At 71.7% G+C, this 18,014-nt stretch carries 19 protein-coding genes and 1 riboswitch; of the genes, 17 read left to right on the top strand and 2 right to left on the bottom strand.

Features of this window, described 5'->3' with window-relative positions:
• The first annotated feature begins 55 nt into the window (after window positions 1–55).
• The 14 genes from ACFOW4_RS05845 to ACFOW4_RS05780 all read left to right on the top strand — a co-directional run bounded on the left by ACFOW4_RS05845 (window position 56) and on the right by ACFOW4_RS05780 (window position 10,886).
• Window positions 56–1,234, top strand: a complete 1,179-nt coding sequence (locus ACFOW4_RS05845; protein WP_377525183.1) for a PP2C family protein-serine/threonine phosphatase — start codon at window positions 56–58, stop codon at window positions 1,232–1,234.
• Between the two features lie 56 nt (window positions 1,235–1,290).
• Entirely contained in the window at window positions 1,291–1,755 is a 465-nt protein-coding gene (locus ACFOW4_RS05840) for a MarR family winged helix-turn-helix transcriptional regulator (protein WP_377525181.1), read from the top strand.
• 288 nt (window positions 1,756–2,043) lie between these two features.
• The gene (locus tag ACFOW4_RS05835) at window positions 2,044–2,685 is read left to right on the top strand and encodes a CDP-alcohol phosphatidyltransferase family protein (RefSeq protein ID WP_377525179.1); all 642 of its coding nucleotides are present in this window, start codon (window positions 2,044–2,046) and stop codon (window positions 2,683–2,685) included.
• Window positions 2,682–3,623, top strand: a complete 942-nt coding sequence (locus tag ACFOW4_RS05830) for a DUF881 domain-containing protein (RefSeq protein WP_377525178.1) — start codon at window positions 2,682–2,684, stop codon at window positions 3,621–3,623. The genes ACFOW4_RS05835 and ACFOW4_RS05830 overlap by 4 nt, the downstream gene beginning before the upstream one ends.
• Entirely contained in the window at window positions 3,620–3,952 is a 333-nt protein-coding gene (locus ACFOW4_RS05825; RefSeq protein ID WP_007460356.1) for a small basic family protein, read from the top strand. Before ACFOW4_RS05830 ends, ACFOW4_RS05825 begins: the two co-directional genes overlap by 4 nt.
• An 11-nt stretch (window positions 3,953–3,963) precedes the next feature.
• Window positions 3,964–4,947 (top strand): DUF881 domain-containing protein, encoded by a 984-nt coding sequence (locus tag ACFOW4_RS05820; protein ID WP_377525176.1) that lies wholly within the window; start codon window positions 3,964–3,966, stop codon window positions 4,945–4,947.
• 60 nt (window positions 4,948–5,007) lie between these two features.
• A complete protein-coding gene (gcvH, locus tag ACFOW4_RS05815) occupies window positions 5,008–5,388 on the top strand; it encodes a glycine cleavage system protein GcvH (protein ID WP_377525175.1) in 381 nt (126 codons plus the stop codon).
• Between the two features lie 213 nt (window positions 5,389–5,601).
• Window positions 5,602–6,054, top strand: coding sequence for an FHA domain-containing protein (locus ACFOW4_RS05810; RefSeq protein ID WP_007071101.1), 453 nt, complete (start codon window positions 5,602–5,604; stop codon window positions 6,052–6,054).
• A gap of 50 nt (window positions 6,055–6,104) precedes the next feature.
• Window positions 6,105–6,806: a MerR family transcriptional regulator gene (locus ACFOW4_RS05805; RefSeq protein WP_377525226.1), complete on the top strand. Its 702-nt coding sequence runs from the start codon at window positions 6,105–6,107 to the stop codon at window positions 6,804–6,806.
• 179 nt (window positions 6,807–6,985) lie between these two features.
• Window positions 6,986–7,450: a bifunctional nuclease family protein gene (locus ACFOW4_RS05800; protein ID WP_320068752.1), complete on the top strand. Its 465-nt coding sequence runs from the start codon at window positions 6,986–6,988 to the stop codon at window positions 7,448–7,450.
• 210 nt (window positions 7,451–7,660) lie between these two features.
• Entirely contained in the window at window positions 7,661–8,254 is a 594-nt protein-coding gene (locus ACFOW4_RS05795) for a MerR family transcriptional regulator (protein ID WP_377525172.1), read from the top strand.
• 360 nt (window positions 8,255–8,614) lie between these two features.
• Entirely contained in the window at window positions 8,615–9,013 is a 399-nt protein-coding gene (locus ACFOW4_RS05790) for a group 1 truncated hemoglobin (RefSeq protein WP_377525170.1), read from the top strand.
• A complete protein-coding gene (locus tag ACFOW4_RS05785; RefSeq protein WP_377525168.1) occupies window positions 9,010–10,194 on the top strand; it encodes a globin domain-containing protein in 1,185 nt (394 codons plus the stop codon). The genes ACFOW4_RS05790 and ACFOW4_RS05785 overlap by 4 nt, the downstream gene beginning before the upstream one ends.
• Window positions 10,191–10,886: a DivIVA domain-containing protein gene (locus ACFOW4_RS05780; RefSeq protein ID WP_377525167.1), complete on the top strand. Its 696-nt coding sequence runs from the start codon at window positions 10,191–10,193 to the stop codon at window positions 10,884–10,886. Before ACFOW4_RS05785 ends, ACFOW4_RS05780 begins: the two co-directional genes overlap by 4 nt.
• A gap of 170 nt (window positions 10,887–11,056) precedes the next feature.
• Here ACFOW4_RS05780 and ACFOW4_RS05775 read toward each other — a convergent pair whose 3' ends face one another.
• Complete coding sequence (locus ACFOW4_RS05775) at window positions 11,057–11,740, bottom strand: TioE family transcriptional regulator (protein ID WP_377525165.1); 684 nt, start codon at window positions 11,738–11,740, stop codon at window positions 11,057–11,059.
• 89 nt (window positions 11,741–11,829) lie between these two features.
• On the opposite strand from ACFOW4_RS05775, the gene ACFOW4_RS05770 reads away from it, so the two are divergent.
• Complete coding sequence (locus ACFOW4_RS05770) at window positions 11,830–12,996, top strand: erythromycin esterase family protein (RefSeq protein WP_377525164.1); 1,167 nt, start codon at window positions 11,830–11,832, stop codon at window positions 12,994–12,996.
• Window positions 12,997–13,157: 161 nt separating this feature from the next.
• Here the strand turns inward: ACFOW4_RS05770 and ACFOW4_RS05765 are convergent, their stop codons facing one another.
• Window positions 13,158–13,817: an SDR family oxidoreductase gene (locus tag ACFOW4_RS05765; RefSeq protein WP_377525162.1), complete on the bottom strand. Its 660-nt coding sequence runs from the start codon at window positions 13,815–13,817 to the stop codon at window positions 13,158–13,160.
• Between the two features lie 143 nt (window positions 13,818–13,960).
• On the opposite strand from ACFOW4_RS05765, the gene ACFOW4_RS05760 reads away from it, so the two are divergent.
• Both ACFOW4_RS05760 and gcvP read left to right on the top strand, forming a co-directional pair.
• The gene (locus ACFOW4_RS05760; protein ID WP_377525161.1) at window positions 13,961–14,851 is read left to right on the top strand and encodes an NAD-dependent protein deacetylase; all 891 of its coding nucleotides are present in this window, start codon (window positions 13,961–13,963) and stop codon (window positions 14,849–14,851) included.
• 62 nt (window positions 14,852–14,913) lie between these two features.
• A riboswitch (glycine riboswitch) is annotated at window positions 14,914–15,012 on the top strand.
• Between the two features lie 72 nt (window positions 15,013–15,084).
• The gene (gene gcvP, locus ACFOW4_RS05755; protein ID WP_377525160.1) at window positions 15,085–17,907 is read left to right on the top strand and encodes an aminomethyl-transferring glycine dehydrogenase; all 2,823 of its coding nucleotides are present in this window, start codon (window positions 15,085–15,087) and stop codon (window positions 17,905–17,907) included.
• Window positions 17,908–18,014: the final 107 nt, after the last annotated feature.

The raw sequence follows: 18,014 nt of genomic DNA, 5'->3' as shown, positions 1-18,014 counted from the left end.
GCGGCGCCGTCCGTATGATGCTTGCTCCATAGCAAGTTTTTCGGAAAGGACGACCATGGTGGACGCGCCGGAGGCGGTGTCGCGTGCGCTGCGCGAGGCTCCACCCGACCAGCTGGCGGAGGCGGCCGACCAGGCCATCCGCGCGGTCCTCGGCGCCCGGCGCACCGACGTGTTCGTCGCCGACTACCGGATCAGTGGCCTCTGGCCGGTGCTGGACCCCGACCTGCCCGCGGCCGGGTTCCTCGCCTGCCACACCGTGGCGCAGCGCTGCTTCAGCAGTCAGCAACCGGTCCGGGACGCCGCGGAGGACGGCGCGTGCCGGCTCTACCTGCCGTTGACGGTGTGGGGGGAGCGGGTCGGCGTGTTGATGATCGAGCTGACGACCACGCCGGGCCCGGCCGTCACCGGCGTGGCCACCGACATCGCCGGCGCGCTGGCGGTGGCGATGCGCGCCGCCGACCGGGAGACCGACCGCTACCGGCGGGCCCGCCGCCGCGAACGGCTCAGCATGGCCGCGGAGATGCAGTGGGACCTGCTTCCCGGGCGCGGCGTGGCGCACCGCGCGTTCGACCTGGCGGGGCAGCTCGAACCGGCGTACACCGTCGGTGGTGACCACTTCGACTGGTCGCTGGACGGCGACCGGCTGACCGTCACGGTGCTCAACGGCGAGGGCAGCGGGCTGAGCGCGTCGCTGCTGACCGCGGTCACGGTCAACGCGATGCGCAACGCCCGGCGCTCCGGCGGCGCCCTGGTGGAGCAGGCCGAGCTGGCCTCGGACACCGTCTTCTACCAGCACCGGGGGCAGCGGCACGTGGCCACCCTGCTGCTGGAGGTGGACACCACCTCGGGTCGGGTCCGGGCGGTGGACGCCGGGTCGCCGCACGTGCTGCGGGTGCGGGGTACGACGGTGGAGCCGGTCGAGCTGGAGCAGCAGCTGCCGCTGGGCATGTTCGCCGAGACCCGGTACGAGCTGCAGGAGTTCCAGCTCGAGCCGGGGGACCGGGTCTTCGTGGTCAGCGACGGGGTGTGGGCGGCCGAGCCGGCCGGCCGGGAGCCGTACGGGCACCGGATGATGGCGCGCTCCATGCGGGCCACACGGTTGCAACCGGCGGCGGAGGCGGTTGGTACGGTGATGCGCGAACTGCACGCCTACCACGTGGACTCCGATCTGCGCGACGACGCCGTCGTGGTCTGCCTCGACTGGCACGGCCCGCGCGGTCGGAACGGCGGGTGAGGGTCACCGCCGCTGTGCCAGGCGGGCAGCAGTGCGACGACGGCAGGGGACATCAGGTGGAGCGACCTGCGGATCTCGCCGCGGCGATCGACGCGGCCGCCGAAGCGCTCGTCGCTGTGCTCGACTCGGTCGCGTCGCGACATCAGGTGCCTCCCACCCAACTGCGGGTGCTCACCCTGATCAGCAGCCGGCCGGAGACCAACGTCAACCGCCTGGCGGAGCTGCTGGACGTGGTGCCCTCCTCGGCGAGCCGGCTCTGCGACCGGCTGGAGGCCAACGGCCTGCTGCGCCGGGTCGCCGACCCCCGCGACCGCCGCGAGGTGCGCCTGGTGCCCACGCCCGCGGCGGACACACTGCTGCGCGAGCTGGCCGAGCGGCGGCAGCGGGCCGTGCAGGTCGTCCTGGACCGGATGCCGCCGCGCGCCCAGCACGAGTTGCTGGTGGCGCTTCTGGCGTTCGGGCGTGCGGCCAGCGAGGCCGTTCCCGAACCGCTGACCGACCCGGCCGTGCAGACCGCCTGACGTTGCCGTCCACTAGTATCCTAGGATGATCTATGCGTGGTGACACCCACCACAGGGCGCGGAACCCGCGCCGAAGGGCCCGCAGCGCCACCCGGACGACGCGGGGGAGCCCGATATAGTGGCAGCGCACTCATCCGGCCCGCGATCATCGAGATCGCGGGCCGCGTCCGGGAACAGGTTCCGTTTTTCGGGGCCGCAGGGGAGCCGGCACTGACCGGCCCGACAGCGCGTACGTCCCGCCGCGCCCGATGTCGACCGGGTGCCGGAGCGTGCCGCGGAGGAGGTTCGGTGTCGCGTCGGCCGGCTCGCGCAGAGCATCCGCAGGCCGCCGGTGACGCCGGTGACCAGGTACCGGGCGACCAGGTGCTCACCCTGCCCAACCTGATCAGCTTCGGGCGGCTGCTGGGTGTGCCGCTCTTCCTCTATCTCTTCCTCGTGGCCGAGGCCGACGTCGCGGCGATCGTGGTGCTCGCGATCGGCGGCACCACGGACTGGGTCGACGGCTGGATCGCCCGCCGGCTGCGCCAGGTCAGCCGGCTCGGGGAGTTGCTCGATCCGCTGGCCGACCGGCTCTACATCCTCGCCACGCTGATCGCCTTCACCGCCCGCGAGGTGGTGCCCTGGCAGTTCACCGCGGCGCTGCTGGCCCGGGAGCTGCTGCTGCTCGGCTCGCTGGCGGTGCTGCGCCGATTCGGGTACGGGCCGCCGCCGGTGCACTACGTGGGCAAGACCGCCACCTTCCTGCTGCTCGCGGCGTTCCCGGTGCTGCTGCTGGCCACGGCGTCGACCGGGATCGCCACCGCGGCCAGCGCGATCGGCTGGGGGTTGGCCTGGTGGGGCCTGGTCCTCTACTGGGTCGCCGGTGCGATGTACGTGGTGCAGGCAGCCCGGCTGGTCCGGGCGGCGCGCGGCCCGGGAGCGCCGGCATGAGCGCGCCGCGGCCCGGCGGCAACCGTCCGGAACGGGTGTACGCGCCGGACTTTCTCACCGAACTGTTCCGCAACCCGCTCGACCCCGGCTACGCCGACGCGGCGGCCGCCAGGCGATCGCGACCGGCCGAGGCGCCGACCCGGTGGCGGGCCTGGCCGACCCGTTCGGTCAGCCTGGTCGTGGTGGTGCTGCTGGGCTTCCTGTTCGCGGTCGCCTACCGGCAGACGATGGCCGACGAGCCGGGGCGCAGCCAGGCCCGTTCCGGGCTGGTGGCGCAGATCAAGGATCGGGTGAGCGAGACCGACCGGTTGTCGACGCGGGCGGAGAATCTGCGCGAGGAGGTCAGTCGGCAGCGGGACGCGGCGTTGAGCGGTTCGGCCGCCGCGCGGTTGCGCAACCTGGAGGCGAGCACGGGGCTGGGTCGGGTGCGCGGGGACGGTGTGGTGGTGCGGCTGGCCGACGCGCCGGAGAACCAGGACGCGGTGACCGGCGCGGGCGCGGGGCCGCCGCGGGTGCTCTACAGCGACCTGCAGGGCGTGGCGAACGCGTTGTGGAGCGCGGGTGCGGAGGCGATCGCCATCAACGGGCAGCGGTTGACCTCGACGTCGACGATCCGGTTGGCGGGTGAGGCGATCCTCGTGGACTTCCGGCCGGTGACCGGGCCGTACGAGGTGTCCGCGATCGGTCCGGGCTCGTTGCAGCGACGGTTCGAGGACAGCCGCAGCGCGGCGCTGATGGAGGACGTGGCGAGGACGACCGGCCTGTCGTTCGGGGTGCGGGAGGCCGAGGACCTCACCCTGCCGGCCGCTCCGGAGCCGCAGCTACGCTACGCCAAGCCGCCGGTCAGTCCGAGCCCTTCCGCGTCGGGTGACCGTTCCGGCAGTCCCGGGCCGTCCGGCCCGGGGACGACCTCTAGCCCCTCCGGAGGTGGCCGATGATCGCGGTGCTGGCGTTGCTCGCCGGTGTGGTGCTCGGCGTGTGGCTCGATCCCACCGTACCTGCGGCTCTGCAGCCGTATCTGCCGATCGCCGTGGTTGCGGCGTTGGACGCGGTGTTCGGTGGGGTGCGGGCGAAGCTGGACCGGATCTTCGACGACAAGCAGTTCGTGGTGTCGTTCATCTCGAACGTGCTCGTTGCCGGTCTGATCGTGTACCTCGGTGACCAGTTGGGGGTGGGCGGTCAGTTGTCCACTGGTGTGGTGGTCGTGCTCGGTGTGCGGATTTTCGGCAACGTGGCGGCGATCCGTCGGCACCTGTTCCGGGCGTAGGTTTGACGGCGATGAGTGACGAGCAGACCGAGACGGGTACCGGGTGGCCGCAGCCGGCGGGTCCGGTGCGCCCGGGTGGGCCGGCGGGGGAGCCGGATCCGCGGCCGGACGCGCCGGACCCCGACGAGTTGAGCCCGTTGGCGCCGGCCGGGCCGGGCGAGCGGGAGTCAGAGTCGCCGGTCGAGGAGCCCGGGGTGGCCCCGGTCGAGGACGGCGCGACGGTGGATTTGTCAGCGCCGGCGCCGGAGGTCCAACCGGCGGCGCCGGCCGATGAGGCGCAGCCGGCTGCGCCGGGTCGGTCACGGTGGAGCGCGGCCGGGGTGATGATCGCCGCGCTGCTGGCGTTGCTGGGTTTCACGCTGGTGGTGCAGTTGAAGACCACGTCGACGGATCCGACGCTGGGGGCGACGCGCCAGGAGGACCTGGTGCGGATCCTGTCGGATCTGGATGCCCGGGAGAACCGGTTGCAGCAGGACATCCGGACGTTGGAGGACAGCCAGCGGCAGTTGCGCTCGGGTGAGCAGGGTCGGCAGGCGGCGTTGGACGAGGCGACGCGGCGGGCGGACCAGTTGGGCATCCTGGCGGGCACGTTGCCGGCGACGGGGCCGGGGTTGACCGTGCGCTTCGACGCCGGTGGCGGTAAGCCGATCTCGTCGAACCAGGTGTTGGACGCGGTGCAGGAGCTGCGGGGCGCCGGCGCGGAGGCGATGCAGATCTCCGGTGGTGATCGCGCGACGGTGCGGATCATCGCGTCGACGTACTTCCTGGAGGAGAACGGGTCGTTGGTGGTGGAGGGGCGCCGGTTGACGGGTCCGTTCACGATCACGGTGATCGGTGATCCGGCGACGATGCGTACGGCGTTGAACATTCCTGGTGGGGTGGTCGCGTCGGTTCAGGGTGTCGGCGGTAACGTGACCGTTGAGGAGCGTGGGGTTGTCGAGGTTTCGGCGCTGCACGCGCCGATCAAGCTGGAACACGCCCGTCCGGTCTCCTGACCGGCGCGGCCGCCCCGGACCCGGGTGGTCCGGGGCACCGATGGATGAAGGACGCGTCTGGTGATTCCTGAGGATCTGCGATACACCGCCGAGCACGAGTGGGTGGCGGGTGACGGCACCGGCTCGGTCCGGGTCGGCATCACGCACTTCGCGCAGGACGCGCTGGGTGACATCGTGTACGTCCAGTTGCCGGAGGCGGGTGCGGTGGTCGCGGCCGGCGACTCGCTGGGTGAGATCGAGTCGACCAAGAGCGTGTCGGAGATCTACGCGCCGGTGAGCGGTACGGTGTCGGCGCGCAACGAGGCGCTGGGTGACACGCCCGAGATGATCAACACTGATCCGTACGGTGCGGGTTGGTTGGTGGAGATCACGCCGGCTGATCCGACGGCGGTGGACGGGCTGCTGACGGCGGGCGCGTACCGCGAGATCACCGAAGGCTGAGTGTGCTTGATCCGGACGCGCGCTGTCTGCGCGCGTCCGGTTGCCCTGCATTTCGGCGCTGGCTAGGCTCGCCCAGTTGACCGAGAACCCAATAGTTGAGCGTTGCGGAATTGCCTTCCCGGGCACGGGGAGCCAGCCGCCGGGTGGTCAAGTGCCCGGCGGCCAGACCCGCCATTACCCGACGCCGACCGAACAGATCCGTGAGGTGGTCCCATGACGCGGCCAGACGACGAGTTCCCCCCGCTCGACGTCACTTCGACGCTCAATCTCGGTTCGCTCGACGAAGTGCTGGAGGGGCCGGACACCGATGTGGTGCCGAGCCGGATGTCCGGTTCGTTGCCGCCGGGTATGGCGCTGCTGGTGGTTCGTCGGGGTCCGAACGCGGGCGCCCGGTTCCTGTTGGATCACGATGTGACGACGAGTGGCCGGCACCCGGACAGTGACATCTTCCTCGACGACGTGACGGTGTCGCGGCGGCATGCGGAGTTTCACCGTGATGGTGGCACGTTCACGGTGCGCGACGTGGGCAGCCTGAACGGTACGTACGTCAATCGTGAGCGGGTCGAGGCGGCCACGTTGAGCAATGGTGACGAGGTCCAGATCGGTAAGTTCCGGGTGGTGTTCATCGCCGGTCCGCGCCCGGAGGAGGAGGCCGGCCGGGGGTGAACGAGCCTGCGGCCTCCACGCCACCCGGGGCGGCCCGGTCCCAGCCGCTGATGAGCATCGGTGAGGTGCTGGCGCAGTTGCGGGTGGATTTTCCGGACACCACGATTTCGAAGCTGCGGTTCCTCGAGGCCGAGGGGCTGGTTGAGCCGCAGCGGTCGGCGGCGGGTTACCGGAAGTACAGCTGGGACGATGTGGCGCGGTTGCGGTTCGTGTTGACCGCGCAGCGGGACCGGTATCTGCCGTTGCGGGTGATCCGTGAGCAGTTGGCGGAGTGGGACTCGTCGGGTGAGCAGCCGGGTCGGTCGCGGCCGGCGCTGGTGGCGGTGGGCCCGGATGGTGCGGTGCCGGGCCGGGAGTCCGTGGAGCCGGCCGAGTCGTCGCAGGTGCGGCTCGGCCGGGTGGACCTGGTGGCGCGCAGCGGGATCGACGAGTCCACGTTGTCGGAGTTGGAGCGCCTCGGTGTGCTGGTGTCGGATCCGCCGGGTTGGTACGACGCGGATGCGTTGATCATCGCGTCGGCGGTGGCGGGTCTGGCGGCGTACGGGTTGGAGCCGCGGCACCTGCGGGGTTACCGGACGGCCGCGGATCGCGAGGTCGGGTTGTTCGCGCAGTTGGTGGCGCCGTTGGCGCGGCAGAGTGATCCGGCGGCGCGGGCGCGGGCGGCGGAGACGGCGCGGGAGTTGGTGGCGTTGTCGCAGCAGTTGCACGCGGCGTTGGTGCGGGTGGGGTTGCGCTCGACGTTGGGCCGGTGACGGTGTCGTGGGTGTGGTCGAGCGGAAAGATCTGGTGCGGGAAGCGTGCCGTAGGCTTGCCGGGGTAACCCCTTTCTGGCGCGGGCGTGGTGCTGTAGCGCATGGGACGGCCGTGTCGCGGTCCGTGTACCGTGCTAGGAAGGGCGCGGTGCGTAGGTGACGACGACACGGAGGCGGCGGTGCGCGAGCTGAGCGTGGTCGGAGTTCGGGTGGAGCTGCCCAGCAACCAACCGATCGTCCTGCTCAGGGAGGTCGAGGGGGACCGCTATCTGCCGATCTGGATCGGCGCGGTCGAGGCCACGGCTATCGCTTACGAGCAGCAGGGGGTCAAGCCGGCCCGGCCGTTGACCCATGATCTTCTGCGGGACGTGTTGGCGGCGCTGCAGGCGCCGTTGCGGGCGGTGGAGATCACCGAACTCAAGGAGAACGTCTTCTACGCTGATCTGTTGATCGGCGACGGGGTGCGCGTGTCCGCGCGGCCGAGCGATTCGATCGCGCTGGCGTTGCGGGTGGGTGCCCCGATTCGTTGTGCGGAGCAGGTCCTCAGCGAGGCGGGGATCGTGATCCCGGACGAGCAGGAGGACGAGGTCGAGAAGTTCCGCGAGTTCCTGGACCAGGTGCGCCCGGAGGACTTCGCCGGCTGAGCCGGTCGCTCGGGCCGCTGGTGTTCGTGTTCGCGCCGGGCGTCACTGTGGGTGATGCCGCGCTGGCGTTGGTGATCTTTCCGTTGGCTGCGCGGCGTGTCGCGTCTGTTCCTCCGTGGTAACCCCTGAGGGCAGCTATAGGGTTGCCGTGTCGAGGGGTGCGCGTCGGTGGAAACGACGCGTCGCCGCACTGACGGGGAGGTTGTCCGGATGCACGAGCCACGGGATCCCGATCCGGGTACGGAGTTGGACGAGCCGGGTGCGGCGTCGCCGGTTTCGGCGACCGAGGGTGACGGTTCGGTGGGCTACCGGGGTGTGACGGCTTGTCACGCGGTGGGCATCAGCTACCGGCAGTTGGATTACTGGGCGCGCACGGCGCTGGTGGTGCCGAGTGTGCGCGACGCGTCCGGGTCGGGTACTCAGCGGTTGTACTCCTTCCGCGACCTGGTGGTGTTGAAGGTCGTGAAGCGTCTGCTGGACGCCGGGGTGTCTCTGCAGAACATCCGTAAGGCGATCGAGGCGTTGCGGTCGCGTGGGGTGGAGGATCTGGCCGGGATCACGCTGATCTCCGATGGGACGACGGTGTACGAGTGCCGGTCCCCGGAGGAGGTGGTCGACCTGTTGCAGGGCGGCCAGGGGGTGTTCGGGATCGCGATCGGCGGGGCGTTCAAGGAGATCCAGGGGTCGTTGTCGCATCTGCCGGCGGAGCCGGCGAGCGGCCCGGTGGACCCGGCGGTGCCGGCGGCTGCGGATCCGGCCGGCGACGAGTTGGCGGCGCGGCGGGCGCGGCGTCGGGCTGGCTGAACGTCCGGGTGTCGCCTGCCGCGGTGGGCGACGCGCCGGTATTTTTTGCCGCTCGGTTGATGACTCTCGGTCAGCGCCCCTCGGTCGGTGGTGGAGTGTGTCCCGCCGTTTTCCATGCTGGATGACGCTGCGTGCGTGGTTGATCGCCGACTGTGGACGGCACTGGTCGGTGTGGTCACCGTTCGTGGTGTGCTTTTGTCGGGAACCCGATAGGGGGGCACTGACCGGAAGTCCGAGGCACGCTATGGTCCGACACGGTCCCGGTGCCGGTGTCGCTGCGGTACGGCGTCGCTGTGTGTCCGTGGGCCACTGCCCCTCCGCGCCGACCCCGCGCGACCCTTCACCCCGGAAGGAACGACCGTGACGGTTACGGAAGAAACCGCTCCCGCCTCGCACTACGACCGCATTGGTGGCGCCAGTTCGGTCAAGGCGGCTGTGGAACTGTTCTACGACCGGGTGCTCGCCGACCCGGACCTGGCTGGCTACTTCACCACTGTGGACATGGTGGGTCAGCGGCGGCACCTGGCTCTGATGCTGACGGTGGTGCTGGGTGGCCCGAACGAGTACGCCGGCCGCGGGCTGGCCGAGGCGCACCAGCCGCTGAACATCCCGGTGGAGCACTACGTCAAGGTGGGTGAGCACCTGATCGCGACGCTGACCGGGCTGGGTGTGCCGGCGGACATCCTGGCGCACGTGCAGACGGTGCTGGTGCAGGTGCAGGACCAGGTGGTGGCCACCGGGACCCGTCCGGGCGCGTGAGCGTGGACGCGGCCCGGCTCAAGCAGAGCTGGTCCCTGGTCGCCGCGCACGGCGACCAGGTGCCGCTCTATTTCTATTCGACGTTGTTCCTGGCTCATCCCGAGACGCGGCAGATGTTCCCCACGAACATGGCCGGGCAGCGGGACCGCCTCGTGACCGCGCTGGGGCACATCGTGTCCAATGTGGACCAGGTGGACCGGCTGGTGGGTTTCCTGCAGGATCTCGGCGCCGACCACCGCAAGTTCGCGGTACGCGCGGAGCACTATCCGGCGGTCGGTGAGGCGTTGCTGGCGACGTTGCAGCACTTCCTGGCCGAGCAGTGGACCGAGGAGTTGGCCCAGGACTGGGCGGCCGCGTACGGGTTGGTCGCGCAGGTGATGTCCGAGGCCGCGCAGGCCGCGGAGGCGGTGAATCCGCCGTGGTGGGTCGCGGAGATCGTGGCGCACGAGCGACGGGCGTTCGACGTGGCGGTGTTGACGCTGCGCCCGCAGTACCTGCTGCCGTTCACCCCCGGTCAGTCGATCGGGGTGTCGCATCCGTCGGTGCGGTCGTGGCGGTACTACTCGCCGGCGAACGCGCCGCGCGCGGACGGGACGCTGGAGTTGCACGTGCGGGCCGCGCCGGGTGGTGCGGTGTCGTCGCGGCTGGTGTACGGCACGGCGGTGGGTGACCAGATCCACCTGGCCGCGCCGGTGGGCGACCGGTTGACGCTCTGGTCGGCCGGATCCAGCGATCTGCTGCTGCTGGCGGCGGGCACCGGCTGGGCGCCGGTGAAGGCGTTGGTGGAGCAGGTCGCGGCGGAGGGCTCGCGCCGGCGGGTGGACCTGTACGTGGGGGCCCGTTCGCGTAGCGAGTTCTACGACAGCGACGCGATCGACAAGTTGGCGTCGTCGTGTCCGTGGTTGACGGTGACGTACGTGGTGGGTGCGGACCTGGACCGGCCGGGTGAGTTCGTGCACGCGGTGGACCGGGCGCTGGCCGACGGTGACTGGCGGTCCCGGCACGTGTACGTGTGCGGGTCGGATGAGATGGTCTCGCACTCGGTGCAGGCGTTGATCCGGGCGGGTTACCAGCCGGGTCAGCTGCACCACGAGGGGCTGGGTAAGCACTGGTACGGCCCGGCCTGGCGTACGGCGGTGGAGCAGTCGACCGCCGGTGACACTTCCGGAGGTGTTCGGTGAGCGCGACCCCGATCAGTAGGTACGACGGGATTCAGGTCTCCGGCGCCGTGCAGGTTCGCATGACCGCCGACCGGGTGCGCCGGTGGGAGTTCGGCGCGGCGTCGTTCGCCCGGCGCGGCTACGACAACGGTGACGTGGACCGCTTCCGGATGCAGGTCGCCGACGAGTTGGATCTGCTCTCGGCGCAGATCGCGAACCTGCGGGCGGAGAACGAGCGGCTCAACGACCACGTGGAGCTGCACCGGCACGGGGTGATCCCGAGCGCGCCGTCGGCGGCGAAGGCGCCGGCGGCCAAGGAGGTCAATCTGCTCTCCGCGGCCCAGCGGGAGGCGGAGCAGATCATCGCCCAGGCGCACGACTACGCGCGGCGGGTCGCCGAGTACGCCCGGGTGCAGTACGAGAGCTACATGCGGGCGGCGACGGAGGAGGCGAAGCAGGAGGCCGAGCGGGCGGTGAAGGAGTACCGCTCCACGGCGGGGCCGAGCTTCGACGACACGGTGGCCACCCGGGAGGCGCTGCGCATCTTCGGCGAGATGATGATCTCGCACATGCAGGCGGCGGCGCGGCATCTGGACGATGGCAGTGAACATCTGGCCCGCACGATGGACCGGATCGTGAAGGAGGCCACCGCCGCGCAGCCGGTGTCCGGTGCGGTGGGGCAGGCGGCGTTGCCGCGTCACCAGCAGCGCTGACTCCGCGTTCCCGGGGTGTGGTCCGCGGTCGCGGGCCGTGCCCCGGGAACGCGTGGGCTGCCCCCGTTCTGCCCCTGCACGTCCCGGGCCTGGTCGCCGCCCGGATCGAGGGTTTGCCGGTCGCGGGCCCGCGACACTGAGGGCGCACTCGGGTGGGTCGGCAGACCGCGTCAGAGTTCACGGGCACGAAGGTAGGCGTCCAGGTGGGCGGCGCCCTTGAGCATGGCGCGGCCTCGGGCGGACAGGCGGGCCTGCCAGTCGAGCAGGGCGGACTCCAGCGGGGCGACGCCTCCGGCGCAGCGGACCTGGGCGATCAGCGGGGCGATCTGCTCCACCAGGTAGCCGCCCCGCCTGAGCTGGTGGACCAGACGGGCGTCTCGTACGTCAGCCGGGCTGTAGATCCGGTAGCCCGTCCGCGGATCGCGGCGCGGCTGGACCAGCCCGGCGTTCTCCCATTTGCGCAGGGTGGCGGGGCGGACGCCGAGTCGTCCGGCCAGCGGGCCGATGTAGGTGTCGCCGCGTTCCTGCGGCACGGGCGCCAGATCGCGCAGCGCGGCTTCGACGGACTGGAGGGTGCGGCGATCGTCGAGGAGTTGGCGATGGCTCTCGTCGATGAGCCGCAGCGCGTCCTCGGTGGCGTCCTGGTTGAACGCCTGCATGATCGACGTGGCCGTCTGGTGACCGTGCCCGGACACGAGGCCGAGGAACGCCCGCAGGGCCTGCGCGTGCAGCGGCGTGTAGATGCGGTAGCCGTGGGCGGTGCGTTCGGCGGCGGGCAGGACGCCGGCGTCCTCGTAGTTCCGGATCGCCTGGGCGGACAGGCCGTGCTCGCGTGCCAGGTCCACTGGCCTCATGGATGCATCACCGATTGAAGGTCTGTCCGTCGTAGGACCGCGATTGGCGGAGGAAGTTTAAACTGTTGGTTCAACGATACCGTTGAGGCATGGATATCACGGACATGGCCTGGCCGCTCGACGGCGCGGGCATCTCGGCGTTCCTGCGGTCGCTTCCCGCCAGGCCACTGCTGCTCGGGCTGGGCGAGGCCAGGCACTTCGTGGACGCGCTGGGCGAGCAGCGCAACGAGATCTTCCGGCATCTGGTCGAGCACGAGGGCTACCGGTCGTTCGCCATCGAGAGCGACTGCCTCAGGGGACTCCTGGTCGACGACTACATCACGACGGGCGTGGGGAACCTCGACGACGTCATGGAACGCGGCTTCAGCCACGGCTTCGGCGCGTCACCGGCCAACCGGGAGCTCGTGCGCTGGATGCGCGCGTACAACGAGGAGCATGACGAGAAGCTCCGCTTCCACGGCTTCGACGGGCCGCTGGAGTACTGGGCCGCGAGTCCTCGTCAGGCGCTCACCGGCCTTCATGCTCTCCTCGACGGCCCCCTGCCGTGCACGAGGGAAACCCTCGACACGCTGCTCGGCCCGGACGAGCGGTGGACGAACGAAGCCACGGTCATGGACCCGTCGCAGTCGATCGGCCAGTCCGCCGACGCCCAGCGGCTGCGGCTGCTCGCCGACGACCTGGTGGCGCTGCTCGACACGCAGCTGCCGAGGCTGAGCGCGCAGGACAGGGAGAGGGCCGCGCTGTACGGGCGCACCGCGGTCGGCCTGCTGCGCTACCACCACTGGATGGCCGATACGTCTGCGGCCCGGATCGCCAGGCTGTCCGGGTTGCGGGACGCGATGATGGCGGCCAACCTGCGGGCCGTCGCCGGCCACGGCCCGGCCCTGGTCTTCGCTCACAATCTGCACCTGCAGCGCAACAAGAGCTTCATGTCGCTCGGCGACCAGCAGTTGGAGTGGTGGAGCGCGGCGGCGATCACCGAAGCGCACCTGGGCGACCGGTACGCCTTCCTGGCCTCAGCCTTCGGCACGGTGGGCGACGACGTCGCGCCCCCCGACACCATCGAGGGTCTGCTGTCCACGCTTCCGGGAGACCGCTTCCTCGTCGACGCCCGCCGCTTGTCCGAGGCCATCACGAAGCCCGCTGCGCGCGTCTCCCAGGATTTCGCCTATTTCCCGTTGGACCCGGTTCACCTCGACCTGATCGACGGTGTCGTCTTCCTGAAGGAGGCGGGCCGGCTGAGCGGCTGGAATTGACCGGCGCACGCTGACCTACGACGCATCCGCCACAGCGCCCATGACCGCCCCGACGGGTACCAGCCACCGCCCCCGCACGGCCAGGCCACCGGGGTGACGTGTCGGCGGCGCGGTCGCGGCCCTGGATCGGGGTGCGGCGGTCGCCTCGACTGAGGGCGGGCTCAGCGGTGCGTGGCGGCGCGGACCGCCTGGCCGATCGGGTCCGGGCCTGCGGTCAGTTCCAGGGTCAGGCCGGCGGTGCGGGGTTCGTCGAGCAGGGCGACGAGGACCGCGGCGACGTCGGCGCGGCTGATGTCGCCGCGCGGCACGTGCCGGTCCAGCGTGATCCGGCCGGTGGGCTCGTCGTCGGTGAGCCGCCCGGGGCGCAGCACCGTCCAGGCCAGGTCGCGGCCGGTCAGGTCGTCCTCGGCGGCCTTCTTGGCCCGCAGGTACGCCGCCCACACCTCGTCGGTGCCCGCCCGGGGCGCGTCGTCGACGCCCATCGAGGAGACCAGCAGGTAGCGGCGTACCCCGGCGGAGGTGGCGGCGTCGGCGAGCAGCGCCGCGGCGGCCCGGTCGACGGTGTCCTTGCGGGCGGCGCCGCTGCCCGGGCCGGCGCCGGCGGCGAAGACGACCGCGTCGGCTGCGGTCAGGTGCGCGGCGACCTCGGCGACCTCGGCGTCTTCCAGGTCGCAGACGACCGGTTCGGCGCCGACGGCGCGCAGCGCGGCGGCCTGCTCGGGGTTGCGGATCAGGCCCACGGCGCTGTCGCCGCGCTCGGTGAGGTCCCGTTCCAGCAGTCGGGCGATCTTGCCGTGGCCTCCGGCGATGACGACGCGCATGGACCCAACCTACCGGCGACCGGCGCCGTAGCGGCGGGCCCACGCGCTGCCGGCGGCGCTCGGTCGGGTGCCGGTCCCACCAGCACCGGTGTGCTCACCGTCGGTGTTCGGCGTCCGCGGGTGGGCTGAGGCAGCATGGAGGGGTGACACAGACCCTCGACGCGGTGAGCGCCCTGGTGGCCGACGGTGGTGTGCTCGTGCTCAGCGGGGCGGGCCTGTCCACCGAGTCGGGCATCCCGGACTACCGGGGGCCCAGCGGCGCGGCCCGCCGGCACACCCCGATGACCTACCAGGCGTTCACCCGCGACCCCCTCGCCCGGCGGCGCTACTGGGCGCGCAGCCACCTCGGTTGGCGGTTGATCGCCCGGGCCGCGCCGAACGCCGGCCACCGGGCGGTGGCCCAGCTGCAGCACGCCGGCCTGATCGACGCGGTGATCACGCAGAACGTCGACGGGCTGCACGCCGCCGCCAGCAGCGCCTCGGTGGTCGAGCTGCACGGCCGCCTCGACGAGGTGACCTGCCTGGACTGCGGCAACCTGACCTCCCGGGAGGAGTTGGACCGGCGGTTGCGGGAGGCCAACCGGGACTTCGTCGCCCACGTCGCCGCGGTGAACCCCGACGGTGACGTGGATCTCCCCGACGAGCAGGTCGCGGCGTTCCGGGTGGTGGACTGCGGGATCTGCGGCACCGGCATGCTCAAGCCCGACGTGGTGTTCTTCGGCGAGACGGTCCCGGCGCCCCGGGTCGCCCGGTGCTTCGCCCTGGTGGAACAGGCCCGGTCGCTGCTGGTGCTGGGTTCGTCGTTGACCGTGATGTCGGGTCGCCGGTTCGTGATCCGCGCCGCGAAACGGGGCATCCCCGTGGTGATCGTCAACCAGGGGCCCACCCGCGGCGACGGGCACGCCACGCACACTCTCGACGCGCCGCTGGGCGAGGTGCTGCCCGCCCTGGCCGACCGGGTCGCCGGCCGCACGCCGACCCCGCTGAGCAGCACGGCAGACGCCCCCGCGGCGGTCGAGCCCGCCGCGGTGTAGATCACCGCGGGGGTAGGACATCTGCCGGAAACACCGGCGCTGGTAGCGTTGACCATGCCGGCTACACCCACGTGGGAGAGACCGCCCAGCAGCAGCCAGGGCGGCGCCGAAGGGGCAAATCCTCCCCGGAACCTCTCAGGCAAAAGGACCTCGTGGGCAGGCACTGTGGAGCGCTGTGCGGGCGCGACAGAGGGGGAGGCCGATCCGTCGACCTCGCCCCGGGAGTGCCCCTGATGACCGTAGAGCAGTTCGCCACCCGTCACATCGGTCCCGGCCCCGACGATGAGCGCCGGATGTTGGAGGTCGTCGGGCACGGCTCGATCGACGAGCTGATGGACGCCGCGATCCCCGAGGTGATCCGCTGGCACGGCACCCTCGACCTGCCCACGCCGGCCACCGAGGCCGAGGCGCTCGCCGAGCTGCGCGCCCTGGCCGCGCGCAACACCGTGGCCGTGTCGATGATCGGGCTGGGCTACCACGGCACGCACACCCCGGCGGTGATCCGCCGCAACGTGCTGGAGGACCCGGCCTGGTACACCGCGTACACGCCGTACCAGCCGGAGATCAGCCAGGGCCGCCTCGAGGCGCTGCTGAACTTCCAGACCATGGTCACCGACCTGACCGGGCTGGCCACCGCGAACGCCTCCATGCTCGACGAGGGCACCGCCGCGGCGGAGGCGATGACCCTGGCCCGCCGGGCGTCGAAGAGCAAGAGCCGGGTGTACGTGGTCGACGCCGACGCGCTCCCGCAGACCATCGCGGTGATCACCAGCCGGGCCGAGCCGCTCGGCATCGACGTGCGGGTCCTCGACGTCGACGCCGACGAGCTGCCGGCGGAGTTCTTCGGCCTGCACCTGCAGTACCCGGGCGCCTCCGGCGCGGTACGCGACCACGCGGCGCTCATCGAGGCCGCGCACGCCGCCGGCGCCCTGGTCACCGTGGCGGCGGACCTGCTGGCGTTGACGCTGCTGCGCGCACCCGGGGAGATCGGCGCGGACATCGCCGCCGGCACCACCCAGCGCTTCGGCGTACCCATGGGCTTCGGTGGGCCGCACGCGGGCTACCTGGCGGTGCGCTCGGGCCTGGAGCGGATGCTGCCCGGCCGGCTGGTCGGGGTGTCCCGCGACGCCGACGGCAACCCCGCCTACCGGTTGGCGTTGCAGACCCGCGAGCAGCACATCCGGCGGGAGAAGGCCACCAGCAACATCTGCACCGCGCAGGTGCTCCTGGCCGTGATGGCCGGCATGTACGCCGTCTACCACGGCCCGGACGGGCTGCGCGACATCGCGGCGCGTACCCATCAGATGGCGGCGCGGCTCGCGGCCGGGCTGCGCGCCGGCGGCGTGCAGGTCGCCGACGTGGCGTTCTTCGACACCGTCACCGCGGTGGTGCCGGGTCGGGCGGCCGAGGTGGTCGCGGCGGCCGCCGAGCGGGGCGTGAACCTGCGGCTGGTCGACGCCGACCGGGTGGGTGTCTCCTGCGACGAGACGACCACCCGCGCCCACCTGGACGCGGTGTGGGCGGCGTTCGGGGTGCCGGCGTTCGACGGCGACGCCGACGCGACCCTGCCGGCCGACCTGGCCCGCACCAGCGACTTCCTGACCCACCCGGTGTTCCGCAGCCACCACTCGGAGACGGCGATGCTGCGCTACCTGCGGCGGCTGTCGGACTTCGACTACGCCCTGGACCGAGGCATGATCCCGCTCGGGTCGTGCACGATGAAGCTGAACGCCACCACCGAGATGGAGCCGATCAGCTGGGCGGAGTTCGCGCACATCCACCCGTTCGCGCCGGACGCGCAGACCGCCGGGTACCGGGAGCTGATCGGGCAGTTGGAGTCGTGGCTGGCCGAGGTGACCGGCTACCACGCGGTCAGCGTGCAGCCCAACGCCGGCTCCCAGGGTGAGCTGGCCGGGCTGCTGGCCATCCGGGCGTACCACAAGGACCGGGGCGAGGCGCACCGCGACGTGTGCCTGATCCCGTCGTCGGCGCACGGCACCAACGCCGCGTCGGCCGTGATGGCCGGCATGCGGGTCGTGGTGGTGGCCTGCGACGACGACGGCAACGTCGACCTGGTCGACCTGGACGCGAAGATCGAAAAGCACCGCGACGCCCTGGCCGCGATCATGGTGACGTACCCGTCGACCCACGGGGTGTACGAGACCGGCATCGCGTCGCTGTGCGCGAAGGTCCACGACGCCGGCGGGCAGGTGTACGTCGACGGGGCGAACCTCAACGCCCTCGTGGGCTTCGCCAAGCCGGGCAAGTTCGGCGCGGACGTGTCGCACCTGAACCTGCACAAGACGTTCTGCATCCCGCACGGCGGCGGCGGCCCCGGCGTGGGCCCGGTGGCGGTGCGCGCGCACCTGGCGCCGTTCCTGCCCGGCGACCCGCTCGGCGCGCACGTCGACGCCACGCCGGCGATCTCGGCGGCGAAGTACGGCTCGGCGGGCATCCTGCCGATCCCGTGGGCGTACCTGCGGATGATGGGCGCCGACGGGCTGACCCGCGCCACCGGGGTGGCGGTGCTGGCGGCCAACTACGTGGCGGCGCGGCTGCGCGGGCATTTCCCGGTGCTGTACGCCGGCAACAAGGGCCTGGTGGCGCACGAGTGCATCCTCGACCTGCGGCCGCTGACGAAGGCGACCGGAGTGAGCGTGGACGACGTGGCAAAGCGGCTGATCGACTACGGCTTCCACGCGCCGACGATGTCGTTCCCGGTGGCCGGGACGCTGATGGTGGAGCCGACCGAGAGCGAGGACCTGGCCGAGCTGGACCGGTTCTGCGACGCGATGATCGCCATCCGCGCGGAGATCGACAAGGTCGGGTCCGGGGAGTGGCCGGCGGGGGACAACCCGCTCGCCAACGCGCCGCACACCGCGGCGATGGTCTCCGGTGACGAGTGGCCGCACCCGTACCCGCGGTCGGTGGGTGCGTACCCGGGTGCGGTGGACCGGGCTGGGAAGTACTGGCCGCCGGTGCGGCGCATCGACGGCGCGTACGGCGACCGGAACCTGGTCTGCTCGTGCCCGTCGCCGGAGGCGTTCGAGGACTGACGTCGGCACGCCGGGGCGGGGTCGTCAGCCGCCCCGGCAGCCGCGCCGACCTGGGCGGTACGTCCCGGACCGGGGGACTAGCCTGGGTCGACGGCGGCAGTTCGGTG

Origin of the sequence: Micromonospora sp. GCM10011542, assembly GCF_042650685.1 — a bacterium.
In the GTDB taxonomy this organism is placed as follows: Bacteria; Actinomycetota; Actinomycetes; order Mycobacteriales; family Micromonosporaceae; genus Micromonospora.
This window is presented reverse-complemented; position numbering and strand designations above follow the sequence as displayed.